The 17,881-nt window shown below is 35.6% G+C and carries 16 protein-coding genes; 1 reads left to right on the plus strand and 15 read right to left on the minus strand.

The genetic code is table 11. The annotated features are described in order from the left end of the window. Positions 1-36: 36 nt before the first annotated feature. The 3 genes from EJN90_RS12730 to EJN90_RS12740 all read right to left on the minus strand — a co-directional run bounded on the left by EJN90_RS12730 (position 37) and on the right by EJN90_RS12740 (position 3,888). Positions 37-1,812 carry an ABC transporter ATP-binding protein gene (locus tag EJN90_RS12730; RefSeq protein ID WP_126111851.1) on the minus strand — a complete coding sequence of 592 codons (1,776 nt, stop codon included), beginning with the start codon at positions 1,810-1,812 and terminating at the stop codon, positions 37-39. Beyond that, positions 1,812-3,560, minus strand: a complete 1,749-nt coding sequence (locus tag EJN90_RS12735) for an ABC transporter ATP-binding protein (RefSeq protein WP_126111853.1) — start codon at positions 3,558-3,560, stop codon at positions 1,812-1,814. Before EJN90_RS12735 ends, EJN90_RS12730 begins: the two co-directional genes overlap by 1 nt. 91 nt (positions 3,561-3,651) lie before the next feature. Beyond that, entirely contained in the window at positions 3,652-3,888 is a 237-nt protein-coding gene (locus tag EJN90_RS12740) for a YneF family protein (RefSeq protein ID WP_126111855.1), read from the minus strand. A 174-nt stretch (positions 3,889-4,062) separates the two neighbouring features. Here EJN90_RS12740 and lexA point away from each other — a divergent pair, with 174 nt between their 5' ends. Continuing rightward, entirely contained in the window at positions 4,063-4,686 is a 624-nt protein-coding gene (gene lexA / locus EJN90_RS12745) for a transcriptional repressor LexA (protein WP_126111857.1), read from the plus strand. 56 nt (positions 4,687-4,742) lie between these two features. Here lexA and EJN90_RS12750 read toward each other — a convergent pair whose 3' ends face one another. The 12 genes from EJN90_RS12750 to EJN90_RS12805 all read right to left on the minus strand — a co-directional run bounded on the left by EJN90_RS12750 (position 4,743) and on the right by EJN90_RS12805 (position 17,724). Then, positions 4,743-5,255: an adenine phosphoribosyltransferase gene (locus EJN90_RS12750; protein ID WP_126111859.1), complete on the minus strand. Its 513-nt coding sequence runs from the start codon at positions 5,253-5,255 to the stop codon at positions 4,743-4,745. Positions 5,256-5,277: 22 nt separating this feature from the next. Next, positions 5,278-7,602, minus strand: coding sequence for a single-stranded-DNA-specific exonuclease RecJ (gene recJ / locus EJN90_RS12755; RefSeq protein WP_126111861.1), 2,325 nt, complete (start codon positions 7,600-7,602; stop codon positions 5,278-5,280). 241 nt (positions 7,603-7,843) lie between these two features. Then, on the minus strand, positions 7,844-8,266 hold the full coding sequence (locus tag EJN90_RS12760; protein ID WP_126111863.1) for a lipopolysaccharide assembly protein LapA domain-containing protein: 423 nt from the start codon (positions 8,264-8,266) through the stop codon (positions 7,844-7,846). Positions 8,267-8,305: 39 nt separating this feature from the next. Next, positions 8,306-9,235 (minus strand): ribonuclease Z, encoded by a 930-nt coding sequence (gene rnz, locus EJN90_RS12765; RefSeq protein WP_126112478.1) that lies wholly within the window; start codon positions 9,233-9,235, stop codon positions 8,306-8,308. Positions 9,236-9,273: 38 nt separating this feature from the next. Further along, complete coding sequence (gene obgE / locus EJN90_RS12770; protein ID WP_126111865.1) at positions 9,274-10,581, minus strand: GTPase ObgE; 1,308 nt, start codon at positions 10,579-10,581, stop codon at positions 9,274-9,276. Between the two features lie 268 nt (positions 10,582-10,849). Continuing rightward, complete coding sequence (gene glyS, locus EJN90_RS12775) at positions 10,850-12,913, minus strand: glycine--tRNA ligase subunit beta (protein WP_126111867.1); 2,064 nt, start codon at positions 12,911-12,913, stop codon at positions 10,850-10,852. Beyond that, a complete protein-coding gene (gene glyQ / locus EJN90_RS12780; protein WP_126111869.1) occupies positions 12,910-13,827 on the minus strand; it encodes a glycine--tRNA ligase subunit alpha in 918 nt (305 codons plus the stop codon). The genes glyS and glyQ overlap by 4 nt, the downstream gene beginning before the upstream one ends. Before the next feature lie 322 nt (positions 13,828-14,149). Next, positions 14,150-14,956: a DNA repair protein RecO gene (gene recO / locus EJN90_RS12785; RefSeq protein ID WP_164544093.1), complete on the minus strand. Its 807-nt coding sequence runs from the start codon at positions 14,954-14,956 to the stop codon at positions 14,150-14,152. Next, a complete protein-coding gene (gene era / locus EJN90_RS12790) occupies positions 14,949-15,860 on the minus strand; it encodes a GTPase Era (RefSeq protein WP_126111873.1) in 912 nt (303 codons plus the stop codon). The genes recO and era overlap by 8 nt, the downstream gene beginning before the upstream one ends. Before the next feature lie 14 nt (positions 15,861-15,874). Further along, positions 15,875-16,291, minus strand: coding sequence for a diacylglycerol kinase family protein (locus EJN90_RS12795; RefSeq protein ID WP_126111875.1), 417 nt, complete (start codon positions 16,289-16,291; stop codon positions 15,875-15,877). Then, complete coding sequence (gene ybeY / locus EJN90_RS12800; protein WP_126112480.1) at positions 16,263-16,745, minus strand: rRNA maturation RNase YbeY; 483 nt, start codon at positions 16,743-16,745, stop codon at positions 16,263-16,265. The genes EJN90_RS12795 and ybeY overlap by 29 nt, the downstream gene beginning before the upstream one ends. Beyond that, a complete protein-coding gene (locus tag EJN90_RS12805) occupies positions 16,741-17,724 on the minus strand; it encodes a PhoH family protein (protein ID WP_126111877.1) in 984 nt (327 codons plus the stop codon). The genes ybeY and EJN90_RS12805 overlap by 5 nt, the downstream gene beginning before the upstream one ends. Positions 17,725-17,881: the final 157 nt, after the last annotated feature.

A 17,881-nucleotide genomic window follows, 5' to 3' on the forward strand; every position in this document is an offset into this window, starting at 1 on the left:
TTTAAGATTAATGTGTTTATCTAACCTTTATACTCGTCAATCATTCATCGATTGCAATTGATACATGTCATAATATACGCCTTCTTTTGCAATAAGTTCATCATGATTGCCGCGTTCGATAATTTTACCTTTATCCAGAACTAATATTAAGTCCGCATCACGAATAGTTGAAAGACGATGCGCAATCGCAATAGTTGTACGCCCTTCTCTCATTCGATTCATACTTTCTTGGATTAATAATTCTGTTTCCGTATCAATATTAGCAGTGGCTTCATCCAGAACTAATATTTTTGGATCACGAATGATAGTCCTTGCAAAAGAAATCAACTGGCGTTCCCCACTTGAATAACTTGCTCCTCTTTCGATAACTTTGGCATGATACTGATCTGGTAATCTTTCAATAAAGCTATCAGCATGAACAAACTCTGCAGCTTTCTCAATAGCAATATCATCTAGCTCATCATTCATTAAACGAATATTTCTGCTAATATCTCCGTAGAAAAGGAAGGAGTCTTGCAATACCAGTCCGATATTCTTTCTGATTTCTTCAATTGGATATTCTTTAATCGATTTTCCATCAATTAATACATCCCCTTCATGAAATTCATAGAACCTCATTAAAACATTAATAATCGAACTTTTACCACTTCCGGTATGTCCAATCAGTGCAACGGTTTCTCCGGGATTTGCAGTAAAACTGATATTTTTCAAAACTTTATTCTCATTATCATAAGCAAAAGAAACGTTTCGAAATTCGATCTTGCCATTTGAAATTTGTAAAGGCTCCTCACTCACTTGCTGAGGAGTAAGTTCATCGTTATCAAGTACTCGGATCACTCGATAACTGGATACAATACCATCTTGGAAAACACTCAGATTATCCATCATCATCCCTAAAGGACGGAAAAAATTGCCTATATAAGTTGTAAAGGAATATACGACCCCTACTTCAACAAAACTGTCAAAAGACTGTCTTCCAAATAAATACAAAACTAGTGTCAAAGCAATTGCTTGTAAGAGGCTGATAAACGGATTCAAAAGCAAAGCATTCATCTTTACCATGGAAATACGTCCCTGCGCATATTCATCGTTTACTTCTGCAAACTCTTTTTGTAATCTTTTTTCTTGACGAAACTGCTGAATGATTGCCATGCCTAAGATATTCTCATTCAACTTGGTATTTAATTCACTTAGTTTCTCTCTCATCGTACGATAAACTCGGGTACTTATTTTTTGATAAAACCACACCATCAATCCCATCAAAGGTAAAAAGTAAAGAAACGTTAAAGTTATCGATACATCTAGAACCCACATAGCAATAAATACAGTTATAATACCTAATATTCCTTCAGCTAAGGCTAAAAACACTGCCCAGAACTCTTTAATCGTTTCTGTATCATTTGTTACACGGGATACAATCGAACCGGCAGGAGTCTGATCAAAATAACGCATACCCAGTTGATTTACTTTTCTAAATAGCTGATTTCGGATATTTTCTACGGTTTGTTCAGAAGCTAAACTAAATAAATAATTTTGCAAATACATGTTTACCATATTAAATACAATGGATATCATATAAAGGAATGCAAACTTTACAGCCAGTGGAAATGTAGCAATTCCTTCTGTAACATAATTATCGAGAAAGACTTGTATGATACGTGGAGAAATAACATCGGTGATTGCCAAAGCAACACCAAAAACAAAAGCTAAAATAAATTTATTTTTATAGGGCAAGGCATACTTAAAAATCCTCTTGACTACGTGCAGTTGTTCTTTTACTGGAATTGATTTTGACCAAACTGATTGTTCCATTACTTCTCACCTTCTAACTTACTTTCAAGTTGTTGCTTCTCATACATTTTTCTATACCAGCCATCATTTGCCATAAGTTCTTCGTGGTTTCCACTTTCAGAAATCGTGCCTTCATCCAATACGATAATCATGTCTGCATGCATCACACTGCTAATTCTGTGTGCGGAAATAATTGTTGTACGATTTGCACGCTTTTCTTTTAGACCATTCAAAATTTGTTCTTCTGTTTTTGCATCAACTGCAGATAAAGAATCATCCAAAATTAATAATTCTGGATCAGTAATAACTGCTCGAGCAATTGCAATCCGTTGTTTTTGACCCCCAGAGAGAGACACGCCTCTTTCGCCTACCAGAGTATCGTATCCATTTGGAAAGCTGATAACATCTTGATGGATGGCAGTAATACGTGCAGCTTCAAAAACTTGCTCTTCTGAAAAATCGGGATTTGCGAAACGAATATTTTCACGAACATCGGTTGAGAAAAGGAAGTTTTCTTGAGGAACATACCCAATATCTGATAGTAAACTATCTAAACCATAATCTCGAATGTCGATTCCGTTATAGGTAATCTTCCCTTCATATTGATCGTATTCTCTTAGTAGTAAACTGAATAAACTGCTTTTCCCAGAACCGGTTCGGCCTACAATTCCAAGCGTATGTCCTTTTGAAAGAGTAAAGTGGATATTATGAAGCGCTGCTCGATCAGAATTTCGATATTGAAAACGATCAATCGCTACAGTCAAATCACCAGTTAAAGGGCTGCTGATTGCACCTTGTTTTTCAACAATTGTTGATTTTTCTTGCAGCAATTCTTCAATTCGGTTGTAACTTGCGCTTCCTCGTTCCAACACATTTAATAAACGACCAACAGCTAACATTGGCCAGCGCATCAATCCAATATAACTAAAGAAGGTGACTAAATTACCAATGGTCATCTCACCATTTTGAATAAATAACGCCCCAAATATTAATGAAAGCGCATAAGAAAGACCAGTGATAAAAATAATTACGGGACGAAACAATGAGTCTATCACATATACATCGCGATTTTTTTGAACGACATCTCTTGTTTTTTCCTCAAAATCCAGAATATCTTCTTTTTCTTCACCAAAAGTTTTAATAACTTTTACCCCAGTGACACTTTCTTGAGTCTTGTCATTTAAATTAGAAAAAGCAGCTTGAGCTTTTCGGAATGTTCGATGAATCCTTTTTCCTAAAATTCTAGAAACAAGCGTTAATGCTGGAATGGGAACCATAGCAATTAGTGTTAATTTCCAGTTAACAGTAAAAAACATGGTTAATAAGGTAATTCCTCCAGAGGATATGGAATCCGCTAATGTTAATATTCCAGCGCCAGCAACCATCCTAATGGCATTTAAATCATTTGTAGCATGTGCCATTAAATCGCCGGTACGATATTTTTGGAAAAATTCAGCATCCATCTTCGTGAAGTGGTTAAACAAACGAGTACGTAGAATTTTTTCCAGTTTGGCAGATGTTCCCCAAATCTTCATTCGCCAGATATAACGAAAAATATATTGAGAAATCCCACACAAAAGAACAATTCCAACTTGAATGAATAACGTTCGTGAAGTTAATACTTGATCGTTGATGTCATCAATAATATTTCCAACCACACGTGGTGAAATCACTTGTATAATAGCTACGATAATTAAGAAAAAGACGCCTATCATATAAGATTTCCATTCTTGTCTGAAAAACCATTTCAGCTTTTTAAAAATCTTCACCTTGTTTGCACCTCTCTCCTTTTTAATAGAGTGAAGTAAAAATAAAAAAGTGGATTCAAAAAGCATCCACAATTTTATTATTCATTCATTCTTATTTCTTTTTCTTATCTTTTTTGTTCTGCACTTTCATTGAAGCCATAATTTGCTTCACTTTACGCTCAGAAGGTTTTTGTCCCATCTGCATCATCATGTTGCGTAACATTTCTTCTGAAATTGGTGGGTTTTCAGCAAAGTAGTTCATCATATAACGACGAGCTAAGAAGAAACCTCCAACAGCACCTAAAAGCACACCTAAAATAACAATAAAAATCCATGCACCTGTACTCAATCTGTATCCTCCTTCCAAAAGTCCTCATCTAAATATATTACAAGAAAACAGAGAAAAAAGAAATAGAAAAGAATATTTCTTCTAAGTTTCCCAAAGACCGAACGTCTGTTTGATTATTAAGAAACGATATGCTACAATAAATCTATAAAAAGTACAAATGGAGATGATGCTCTTATGACTAAAGGTAGAGATACGAGACAAATGAATGTTTTACGTTTTATCTATACGGAAGTTCAAGAAAAAGGTTACCCGCCTACCGTTCGAGAAATTGGAAATGCAGTTAATTTATCCTCTACCTCAACTGTTCATGGTCACTTAGCTAGATTAGAAAAGGCCGGATATATTTATCGAGATCCAACCAAGCCAAGAGCTATCGAGGTAACTGAAACAGGTTTACAAAAGTTAGGCATCAAAAGTGACTTTATGCCGCTACTTGGTGTAGTAACTGCGGGTGAGCCGATTCTGGCTGTGGAAGAGGCAACTGACTTCTTTCCTATTCCACCAAACTTAAAAAATATTTCCGAAGACTTATTTATGTTAAGCATCCGTGGAGATAGTATGATGAACGCTGGAATTTATAACAATGATTCAGTAATTGTACGCAAACAAACTTCTGCGCAAAATGGTGATATTGTCATTGCGATCACTGACGAGGATGAAGCGACATGCAAACGATTCTTTAAAGAAGAAGGCTATTATCGATTACAACCTGAAAATGATACGATGAGTCCCATTATATTAGATTATGTACAGATTTTAGGCAAAGTCATCGGCCTGTATCGTACCCATATTAATTAAAATAAAGAGGCCGGAGCTTAGTAATAAGTTTCGGCCTCTTTATTATCATGGACTTATCAGTATTCCATCAAATTAAAAATATCATACTCAGAAATTTTATCTCTACCTTTGAGATCTAGTAATTCAATCAAGAAAGCTAAACCGACAACTTCTCCGCCTAATTTCTCGATTAGTTCAACAGTTGCTAGAGTAGTTCCACCAGTTGCAAGTAAATCATCACATACGAGAACTTTTTCTCCTGGTCTTACTGCGTCTTGATGAAGTTGAAGTACCGCTTCTCCATACTCTAAGCCATATGCAACTTCGACTGTTTCACGCGGCAGTTTCCCCTTTTTGCGAGCCATCGCAAATCCACACTTTAATTCTACAGCAACTGGACAGCCGACCATAAACCCTCTTGCTTCCGGCCCTACTACTTTGTCTACACCTTTATCTTTTGCAAACTCAACAATTTTTTGGATTGCCGCTGCATATGCTTCGCCATCTTGCATTAATGGGGAAATATCACGAAAAACAATTCCTTCTTCTGGAAAATCTTTTACATCAGCAATATAGTTTTTGAAATCCATTTCAGGTTCCTCCCGTAACTATTTACTTTAATCGTTCCTCCATCCAATGTGATAACTCTTGGAAAGAATGATATATAAATAGTTTTTCAGCATTTATTTTATTTAATCTTTTTTGATAAGTATTCGTTTCTTCCAAATTTATTTTCTCTGGTTTTGCATTTGGATTCATTATACCGTTATCAATTGTAACAAATTTTGCCTCTAAAAACACTGATATGATAAAAATCAATAAATTCTTATCAATTTTTAAGTATTTAGCAAGCTCGTCTAATTTTGAACGAACATCCATATTTTGATGGGTACGGATATAACGGTACACATGAGCAAACTGATTTTGAGAAGGAACGCCTTCTGCTGTTATGGATTGAATCGGATACGCGTAGATATAATAATTTTGAAAAGGATGTTCACTGATAAATTTTTCTAAATAAAGAAGATTAGTTGGACAGTCTATTAAAACGAGATTTGTCAATTCTTCATCAAATGGAGGAATTGAATCGGTACTTTCCAATAAAACTGACACAGAATCTTCCATTATTTGATTAGACATTTTTTCAAAGAAATTTTTATTGAAAAAAAGATAAACGCTGTTTTGAACAGCGAAGGCATCCTTTTGTACATTTGAACTACGATAATCAAAAAACTGAACAGAATCAATTTTTACATCCTTTAACTGCAATTGAGGTTTTGAGACATCTCGCCACGTATTAATACTTAATTCACCAACAGCTGATACCGGTTCTCTTTCAGACATATAATCTGCAAGTTTTCCTTTATTAAAGCCAATCACATCGAGCGTCTTTTCATTAGATTCAAATAATAACTTCAAATGTTTTTGATCCAAACCGATTTTTTTAACGTTTTGAATTGAAACATTTTCAAAAGCAAAAATAGGCTTTGGATTATCCGTTCCGAATGGTCGTAACTGATTTATTTCTTTTAAAAATTCTACTGTTACTTCTTCGACTTCAAGTATTTCATCTATTTCAATCGATGTTCCTTGTTTGATCTCTTCACTAAATGCTTGTGCATACTCGTTAATTCGTGCATCCAAGATTTCAAGCTGGTTAATTTCAACGCTAAGACCTGCAGCCATTTTGTGACCTCCGAATTTAACTAACAAATCTGAACAGTCAGATAAGGCATGATAAAGATGAATCGCATCCGTGCTGCGGCCTGACCCTTTTGCAATTCCACTTTCTATATTACGAGAAAGTAAAATAGTTGGCCTGCCCGTTTCTTCCACAATTCTGCTTGCCACAATCCCTAATACCCCTTCATGCCAATCTTCATCACTTAAAAGAATAATATTGGGCATTGTGTTAAATTCAGCAACCTTTTTTAACGCCGATTGATAAATATCATTTACAATTTCTTGTCTTTTTGAATTAACTGACTGAATCTCTTCTACGAGCTGTTCCAATCTGTCCTCGTCAAATGATAACAACAATTCAACGCCTGGCATTGCATCGCCTAATCTTCCAAGGGCATTCAAACGCGGTCCGACCGTAAAACCAATCGTTTCCTCATCGATTGCTTCGGGAGCAATTCCTGCTTTTTCTAACAAAATATGAAGGCCTAATCGCTCAGTATGTTGCAAAAGTTCTAGTCCTTTTTTGACAATCCAACGATTTTCGTCAGTTAGACTAACTAAGTCTGCTATGGTACCAATTGAAGCAATGTCAAAAAACTCATAGGGAATTCTTCCTAACAGAGCAGAGGCAACTTTCAGCGCAACACCTGCTCCCGATAAATCGGAGAAAGGATACTTCCCGTTTGGATTTTTAGGGTGAATGATCGCATACGCATCTGGTAATATTTCGGGCAACTCATGATGGTCGGTTACGATGACATCTACCTTATTTTGATTTGCTAAATTAATTGATTCATGTCCCGTTACACCATTATCACAGGTAATGATTAATTCAATTCCGTTGGAAATCTGTCTTTGAAATACGGATTTATTTGGTCCATAACCATCAGTGAACCGATTAGGCAAATAATAAGAAACATTCCCGCCCATTTCTTCAATTACTTCCACTAAAATAGCTGTACTCGTAATTCCGTCCGCGTCATAATCTCCATAAACAAGTATGGCTTGTTCTTTTTCGATTGCTTCAATGATTCTTGATACCGCCCGATCCATGTCGAACAATGAAAATGGATCATGAAATATTGATTCATCTTGAAGAATAAAAGCCTCAATCGCATCAAGTGAGTTTAATCCTCTTTGTATACATAGTTTCAAAAACGCTTCGCTAAACTTTGTTTCACTTGCCAGCGTTCCTACATCACTATTATCAAATGGATATTCTTTTAATTTCCAATTCATTTTCGCATTTAACAAATTATTATCTCCTTATTTTCGTTGATCGTTCAAAAGAAACGAGAGTGGGAAAAAAGGCGTTTAGATCCGAATCACTGGAACGAATAAGCACAGGATGGACGAAGACCATCCGCGCATTATTCGTGAAGTGGATGTCGGATCTGCCTTTTTGAGCACGTTTACACCACTATTATTCGTTAATACTAGAGGGGCCGGGAGTTTTTTCCCAGCCCCTGATTAAGTAATCAATGTATCTAATTGTTTATTCCATAGATTCATCTGATTGAATAAATGTTGTACGATCTTGTGTATATTGATTTACTAGTTCATTCTCAAGACTCTTTATTTTGTTTTCCTTGCTAATGATCGTTTCCTCTAATTGAGTAATTTTTTCATTATATTCTGCCATAACTTCTTGTTTAGCATAATCAGATTTTGTTTCTAATTTTTCTATTTCGGAACGAAGTGTTTTTAATTCCTTTTTATTGTGTACATTCGTTATGGTCGACACTAACAAAGTTAATAGCGATCCAAGCAACAAAGAAACGAATATAATAATAATAAGAGGGGCAGCAACATTAGCAAATCCAAAGTTTACAGGAACGTTATCAACATTCAAAATCGCAAATATACTTATGATAATCATTAAAATGATAACAAGGATTAATCTCCATTGATTTTTCATAATAAACACTTCCAATCATCAATTTACTTAATTTTCTTTTTATTTATTCAATGGAATATCAAATTCATCATAATCATTAACTAACGTGGCATTAGGGAAAATTGACTGCGCATCTTTTTGTAACTGCAACTGGTCTTTTCCAACATACCGCGAACTAATATGTGTTAAGTATAATTGTTTACTGTTCGATTCTTTTGCAACTTTCGCTGCATCCATACAGGTTGAATGAAAGTACTCTCTTGCAATTTGTTGATTCTCTTTTGAAAAAGTAGATTCGTGAACAAGCACATCGGCATCCATTGCTAACTTTGTGCTGTTGGGTGTTCGTTTTGTGTCTCCTAGAATTGTTATAATTCTACCTTTTACAGACTGGCCAATGTATTCATTTCCGTTAATGGTCCGACCATCCTCTAAAGTAACGGACTCCCCATTTTTCAACTTGCCATAGATAGGCCCTGCTGGAACTCTATCAGCTTTTAACTTGTCTACCAGCAATTCTCCTGGATAATCAGCTTCTTCAATTCGGAAACCATATGATGGAATTCCATGAGCTAGTTTGGCACAATGCACCTTTATTTGTTTATCCTCAAAAATAAGTCCTTCTTCTTCAATTTCATGAAAGAAAATAGGATAACGCAAATGTGATTGAGAGACTCTCAAGCTCGTCAACACAAAGTTTTTAATTCCCTTTGGTCCATAAATTGTTAACGGGGTATCTCCTCCTTGAAAAGCCCTGCTGCTTAAAAATCCCGGCAAACCAAAGATATGATCCCCATGTAAGTGAGTAATGAAAATTTTGTTCACTTTACGGGGTTTCAAGGAAGTTCTCAATATCCGTTGCTGTGTTCCTTCTCCACAATCAAATAGCCAAATTTCGTTTCTCTCATCTAATAATTTTAAAGCAACACAACTTAAGTTACGATTTGTAGAGGGTACACCGGATCCTGTTCCTAAAAATTGTATTTTCATCATTCAGACACTCGTTTCCTTTTTGCTTAACAGTCGATTTAGTCAACGAACTCAAATTCATAATCCATAATTCTTACTAAATCGCCATCTTTTGCTCCACGCTCCCGAAGCTTTTGATCAATTCCTAGACCACGAAGTTGACGAGCAAAACGCATAATACTTTCATCATGGTTGAAGTTTGTCATCAAGAATAGTTTTTCAAGTTTTTCTCCGCTTAATACCCATGTAGTATCTGGATCGCGTGAAATAATAATTTCATCTGCAGGGTCCTCTAAGGTGTATTCAACCGAACGAGTCAATTCCTCTTCATCGAACAATGGGAAAGGTTCTGTGTGCTCTAATACTTCAGATGTGTAATCTAATAATGGGTCTAATCCCTTATTTTGGTAGGCAGAAATTTCGAAAATACGAGGTATTTCTTCGCCAGCAAACTTTTCTTCAAGTTTTTTACGAAATGCTTCTAAATTACCCTCTGCGCCAGGGACATCCATTTTATTTGCTACAATGATTGTTGGGCGTTCTAATAACTTTAATTCATAATTTTCAAGTTCTGCGTTTATTTTTTCATAATCATCAAAGGGATCTCTTCCTTCGGTCGCACCCATATCGATTACATGTAAAATAACACGAGTTCTCTCAATATGACGAAGAAACTGGATTCCAAGCCCTACTCCTTGAGAAGCTCCTTCAATCAATCCCGGAAGGTCCGCCATTGCAAATTGACCGCCATTTGGTGCTTGAACCATACCTAGATTTGGTACAATCGTTGTAAAATGATATGCTGCAATTTTAGGCTTTGCTTTCGACACAACAGAGAGAATAGTTGATTTTCCAACTGACGGAAAACCAACGAGTCCGACATCTGCAATTACTTTTAATTCTAAATTCAGAACAAATTCTTCACCTGGTTCACCGTTTTCAGCAATTTCAGGAGCAGGATTTCTTGGAGAAGCAAATTTAATATTCCCTCTGCCGCCACGTCCACCTTTCGCTATAACCAGTTGTTGCCCAGCTTCTGTTAAATCACCATATAATTCATCAGTTTCTGCATTGCGTACAACCGTACCAGGAGGAACTTTTACTATAGTATCTTTTGCTGATTTTCCGTATTTACTTTTACTCATTCCATTTTCTCCTGGAATACCGCGAAAATGACGATTATAACGGAAATCCAATAATGTACGCAAACCTTCATCTACTTCGAAGATGATGCTGCCCCCATTACCACCGTCACCGCCAGCCGGCCCTCCATCTGGAACATATTTTTCGCGTCTAAATGCAACCATGCCGTCTCCACCTTTACCGGCCTTAACATTTATTTGAGCACGATCTAAAAACATTGACATACTGATGTCCTCCTTGGAAATAGATTCTTTAGAGCTATTTCCTAGCTTTTCTATTTATTTTAGCAAACAATCTTTACTATTCTACTCTAATTTAACACATTGTAGAGATTACATAAAGAATATTTACCTTTTCTTCTTTGGATTAAAACAATACTAAAGGCTAGGATCAATCTCCTAGCCTTTAGTATAAAGTAGGAACTTTATGAAAATTCACTACACGTACTTTCTAGCAGGAGCAAGTCTGTTGGATCTCCCACCTTCTTTTTACTTATTTCGTGATTAATTTTCTTACATCTGCAAATCCTAAAACTAGTTCCGTTAAATTCGCCAACAGATTCAAACGATTTTCACGTAAATCTAGATTTTCTACCATCACCATATTTTCATCAAAGAAACTATGGATGTACGGTGCAATCTCCTGCAGTAACGTATACTTCTCTTCCGCCGTTGCAGATTTCCAAACTGTTTTCAGATGGTTGACTTGCACGTGGAGATTTTTTTCACTATCCGTTTCAAATAAATTACTGTTGACATCAAACGGTTTGGTGACATTATGAGAAATATTTACAACACGCGCTAATGCTTCGATGGTCTCTTTATAGTTCTCGTCTTTTTGATGCTTATAAATCACTTGACCATTTTCAATCAGCACTAACAAATCATTTTCAGAAGATTCCATGATGGCATCTTGAATATCATGATTCACATGATAGGTTTGAAGTTTTTGTTGAACGCGTCCTTTTGCAAAATCAATTAAATCTTTTATTAGTTGCTCTGAATGGGCATCCTCTTTTACTGAATAGACTTCCAGCAAAGCATCCTTTAAGAATTCACGGAACGGCAGGGTCCAATGAAATTTCTCGATAATTTGAACGACTCCAATCATTTGACGTCTCAAAGCATACGGATCATTTGAACCAGTTGGAATCATATCTTGTTTAAAGAAGCTGATAATGCTGTCTAACTTGTCTGCGACTGCTAGTATCGCACCTACTTTTGTTTCAGGTAACGCGCCATCACTTGAAAGTGGTAAAAAATGCTCTCTGATTGCAACGGCTACTTCTGGATTTTCTCCTTTTAACAAGGCGTATTTTTCTCCCATTATACCTTGCAATTCTGGGAACTCTCCAACCATATTTGTAACTAAATCAAAGTTGTATACGCGAGCAGCTCTTCTTAAGGTTTCTTTTGCATCGTCAGGTAATCCTACAAAATCGGCAATGGATTCTGCTAATCTACCTGTATTATAGGTTTTTTGAGCAATGGACCCAATTTTTGCATGGAATGAAACATTTTCAAGTTTCTTTAAAGAATCATCAATTGACTGTTTTTGATCTTCTTCAAAGAAAAAGAGTGCATCTTCTAGACGAGCAGTCAGAACTTTCCTATTTCCTTTTTTAACCATGTCGATGTGCTCCGCATTTCCATTACGTACAGAAATAAAATAAGGTAATAATTTTCCAGATGAATCTGTCACTTCAAAATACCTTTGATGGTCTTTCATACTGGTAATCAAGACTTCTTCTGGTAATGAAAGGTATTTTTCATCAAAAGTACCATAGAAAGCAGTAGGAAATTCTACTAATGAAACAACTTCTTCCATTAAACAATCATCGTTCGGAACAATCCAATTATTTTCTTTTTCAATGGTATGAATTTGATCGATAATCATTTGTTTTCGTTCATCCAAATCAGCAATTACAAATTGTTCTTTTAATTTTTCAGAGTAGCTTTCAGCATGATCAATAACTGCTTCTTGTCCTAAGAAGCGATGGCCTCTTGAAACTCTTCCTGAATCAATCGTTAAAAAGGAGAAAGGAATTACTTGGTCATCCAAGAGGGAAACAATCCAGTGAATCGGTCTGATATACTCATATGTTTGGTTTCCCCAATGCATAGTAATTGGAAAACTCATTGAGTCAATTACTTCAGGCAATCGTTTTAATACTTCATTTGTTTCTAATCCTTTTATTTCTTTGTTCGCATAGACATACTCTATACCTTTTAATTCTTCAAAATAAAGGTTTTCTGCAGAAACTCCTTGCCCTTTTGCAAAACCTAATGCAGCTTTTGTCCAATTTCCTTCTGAATCAACTGCAATTTTTTTAGCAGGTCCTTTGGCTTTTTCATGCAAATCTTCTTGCTTATCAGATAAATTTCGAACGATTACCGCTAATCTTCTTGGTGTTCCAAAAATATCGATTTGGCCAAATTCTATTCGGTTGCTGTCTAGAAAATTTTCCATTCGTTTTTTTAATTGTTCGCTGCTACTGCGTACGTAACGTGCAGGAACTTCTTCTAAACCAATTTCTAATAGTAATGTTCCGCTCATGCTTGTTCCTCCTTCAATAGACGATTACGCTCTTCTTCAGATAAAAGCGGGAATCCTAACTCTCTTCTTGATTCAACAAAAGCTTTTGCCAATTTTCGAGCCATATTACGGATTTTCGCTAAAAATCCTGCGCGATCCGTTGCCGAAACCACACCTCTAGCATCTAATAAGTTAAATGCATGCGAGCATTTTAAAACATAATCATATGCAGGATGGATTAGTCCATTGTCGATTTGTTTTAAAGCTTCTTCCCCATAGGAATTAAATAAGTTCATGAGTAATTCTGGATCACTTTCCTCAAAAGAATATTTAGAATGTTCATATTCTGGTTGATAGAATATCTCTCCATACTTAACGCCTTCTACCCAATCTAAGTCATAAACGTTGTCGACATCTTGAATATAAGAAGCCAAACGTTCGATTCCATAAGTTAATTCGCTCGTTACTGGTTTACATTGCAATCCACCTACTTGTTGAAAATAAGTGAATTGAGTGATTTCCATACCATCTAACCAAACTTCCCATCCAAGTCCAGCGCATCCTAATGATGGATTTTCCCAGTTATCTTCTACAAATCGAATATCATGTTCTAACGGATTAATTCCTAAAGCCTCCAAGCTTTCTAAATAGAGTTCTTGAATATTCTCAGGAGACGGCTTCATAACAACTTGAAATTGATGATGTTGATATAATCGGTTTGGATTCTTTCCATAACGACCATCCGCTGGTCTTCTTGATGGCTCAACATAGGCCGCATTCCAAGGCTCTGGTCCAATTGCACGTAAGAACGTATAGGGACTCATCGTACCTGCTCCCTTTTCAGTATCATAAGCATTTAAAAGCAAACACCCTTGCTCCGCCCAATAACTTTGAAGAATTTGAATCATCTTCTGGATTGTTACTTTCTCTTCCATATATATTCTCCTCATCCTTATCCTTTTCTTTCATTAACACCTATTTTAAGCATAAAAACTCGTCCCTATGCTGCTACTAGGAGCAACATAGGGACGAGTTTCCTACTCGCGGTTCCACCCTATTTCTGGTCATGACCAGCTCTTCATTTGTCAAACTCAGATGTGCCTTTCCAAAATCGATTCTCTACGTTTGGCTTACACCATTCCAAACTCGCTACAGAAGATTATCGTATGTACTCTCATCGTCAACGTTCTTATTTAATTATACCAATAATAGTAAACAGAGAACAAAACAAAGTCAAGAAATATTTCTTTGCTTGCTCTAATCATCCTTATCTTCTTTTCTCTTCTTTAAGGAAAATTGCAAATTCTTTTCCCATTCATCCATTTGATCGATATATGATTTACTCTTCAGTCGAATCCCGACGTATTCATCATATAAGAAATCAATAAAATCTTGTATAGCGACTTTTGTTTCTTCTTTTAAGGAAATATTATGAACCTGTTTAGGAGTAACGTGTAAGAACTTCCGACAAAAATGAATGGCTGCAGGATGAGCGTGTAATCGATGCTGGTCTTCGTGAAAATGATTGGAACATAGTACTCCTGAATGTTTTGCTGAAAAATCAAAAGGTTCTTTTCGGCTCCCACAGATTCTACACTCGTTTAGCTCTGGATGAACGCCAAAATATTTTAGCAGGTTCATTTCAAATAAATTCATGATAATACGTGCATCAAAATCCCCTTGTATCGATTCATATGACTGTCGAAATAATAGAAAGAGTTTTTCATTTTTCATTCGATCTTCAATTGCTGCATCAACCAAATTAGCCATATAAGTAGCATAAGCATTTAAATGGATGTCTTGTTGAATTTTAGTGAAATTTTCAGCAGTTTGATAATCTTTTAAAAAGCACAAACCATCTTCATGAATCGTACCAATATAAGACGCGTGAGTAAAAGGAAGCAGAGCTGCTTTCATTTCATGATTTGCTTTAAAATAATTTCGGACAAAAAACATTCTCTTCCCATACTCCAGCGTAAATATTTTTACTAGCGCATCTTTTTCCTTGTGTTTACGAATAGAAAGGACAATTCCTTCAAATGTTTGAAATCCTGTTTTACTCATAGTCTTTCTTACGATATCCATATTCTTGTAAATAGGTCTGTTTATCGCGCCAGTCTCTTTGTACTTTTACCCATAACTCCAAAAATATTTTGTCACCTAACATCATTTCAATATCTCTCCGTGCTCGGGTTCCGATTTCTTTCAGCATTTTCCCGCCCTTGCCAATAATCATACCCTTTTGACTAGCACGATCTACCACAATTGTTGCATGCACGTGAATTTTATTGTTTTCGTTTCGTTGCATGGATTCGACGACAACGGCAACCGAATGAGGTATTTCATCCCTTGTCAATTGGAGCACTTTCTCACGGATAAATTCAGAAACAATAAAATATTCCGGATGATCCGTTACTTGATCAGCTGGATAGTATTGTGGACCTTCCGGTAAGTATTTTTGAATAGTCTCCAACATAGCGTCAATGTTATTTCCATTGATCGCTGAGATTGGTATCACTTCGTCAAATTCTTGTACCGTAGTGTAATCTGTAATAATCTTCAACAGTTCTTCTGGTTTTATTTTGTCGATTTTATTGATAATTAAAAATTTAGGAGTACGGATATTCTTTAATCGCTCGATAATGAAATTATCCCCTGCGCCGCGTTCTTCTTCAGCATTTACCATAAACAAAACAATATCAACTTCATTGAATGTACTATAAGCACTTTGTAACATAAAATCGTTTAAACGGTGCTTTGGTTTGTGTATTCCAGGAGTATCAATAAAAATCATTTGTGCTTGATCAGTTGTGACAACGCCTTGTATTTTATTTCTGGTAGTTTGAGGGGTATCGCTCATAATGGCAATTTTTTGACCTACCATTCGATTTAACAAGGTTGATTTCCCTACATTTGGTCTACCTATTATCGATATAAATCCTGACTTATATGCATGATTGTCTTGCATACTAATGTTCCTCCTTAAAAATATAGTGCAATAAATTTTGGCATAAAAATAACGGCCGCGACAATAATTGTAAAAATTGCGGCTATCAGTACTGCTCCTGCTGCTATATCTTTTGCTTTTTTAGCTAATGGATGAAATTCATAGTCCGTAACCATATCCACTACAGTCTCGAAAATTGTATTGATGAATTCCATAAGCATTACCAGAAAGATACAAGTCACAACAGCAATCCACTCTAGAGCACTTATTTTAAAATACCAACCAAGCAGAACTGGAATAATACCAATCATCGTATGATTACGCATATTTCGTTCTTCTTTAAAAATCGTTTTAATTCCGTCTAAAGCATGGTTAAACGAAACCACAAACTTTGTATTTTTCCATACTTGGCTTTTATCTTTTTTATTTCTCTCTTTTAAGTCCATAAGCATCTAAAATCTCTTTCTGCAGATCAAACATTTCTTTTTCGTCTTCAGGATTCATGTGGTCATATCCATTTAAATGTAAGAAACCATGTAATGCTAAAAATCCTAATTCTCTTTCAAAGCTATGTCCATAAGATTTTGCTTGTTCTGCGGTTTTATCAATGGAAATAATAATATCGCCAAGATTTTGCGGAAAATCTTCTCCTAATGAATCCATGTTAATTGGAAAATCATCATTACTTTCATCATTCAAAGCAAAACTAATTACATCCGTTTCTTGGTCTTTATGGCGATAATCGCGGTTAATCTCGCGGATACGATTATTATCTACAAAGGTGATGGAAAGTTCTGAATTTTCTGGTAAATTGATATGATTCGCTGCAAAGGAAATAATATCATGGACCAATTGTTCATCTTTTTTTAAAACAGATTCCGTTTCATCAAAAATATCAATATCAATCATTTTTCGTTGTTCCCTTCTCTTCATATGCTTCGATAATTCTCGCTACAACTGGATGACGAACAACATCATGAGCATCAAATGAAACAAAGGAAATGTCAGAAATTCCTTTTAATTTATTCTCTGCATCAATTAACCCCGAATGGGAACCTTTTGGCAAGTCAATTTGGGTTTTATCTCCATTGACTATCATTTTGGATCCGAAACCTAAACGGGTTAAAAACATTTTCATTTGAGCAACGGTTGTATTTTGAGCTTCATCTAAAATAACAAACGCCTCTTCCAATGTACGTCCACGCATATACGCCAACGGGGCAATTTCAATTACCCCACGTTCCATTAAGCGTGTGGTATGTTCTACACCGTAAATCGTATATAAAGCGTCATACACAGGACGCAAATACGGATCAACTTTTTCTTTTAAATCACCTGGTAAAAAACCTAGATTTTCACCAGCTTCAACCGCAGGTCGAGTTAAAATTATTTTTTGCACACGCCCTGCTTTCAATGCTTGAACTGCCATTACAACAGCTAAGAAAGTCTTTCCTGTACCGGCTGGACCAATTCCAAAAACAACGTCTTTCTTTTGAACTGCTTCGTAGTATTTTTTTTGTCCAACATTTTTTGCTCGAATTGATTTACCAGTATAGGTTTTTCCAATTACTTCATCATAAAGATTAGAAAAGAAATCTGTGCTTCCTCGTTCAGCCATTTTTATTGCTGTTACAATATCACTTTGAGAAATTTGAATATCTTTTTTTATCAATTCAATTAATTGTAATACTAAAGACTCAACTGTTTTGACATTCTTTTCTGAACCTTTTATGTCAATATGAGTCCCTCTGCTATTAATAACAACATTTAAATGATCTTCTAATAGTTGAAGATTTTTATCTTGAGAACCAAACAACATTGGTAAAACCTCAGCATTTTCTACGTTTATACCAATTGTTACTGGATATTCCTCATTTTCAGTCAAATACGTTACACCTCTCCGTTACTCATCAATTTATTTTGTACTAATTATAGCATATCAAGTAAATGCTGAAGAACTATTTCGATTCATTTCATGTATTTCTTGCAAATATAAAAAAGGATTGGAACGTTTGTCCCAACCCTCTTATTTTATATTTGCA

Source organism: Jeotgalibaca ciconiae, assembly GCF_003955755.1.
Classification (GTDB): Bacteria; Bacillota; Bacilli; order Lactobacillales; family Aerococcaceae; genus Jeotgalibaca; species Jeotgalibaca ciconiae.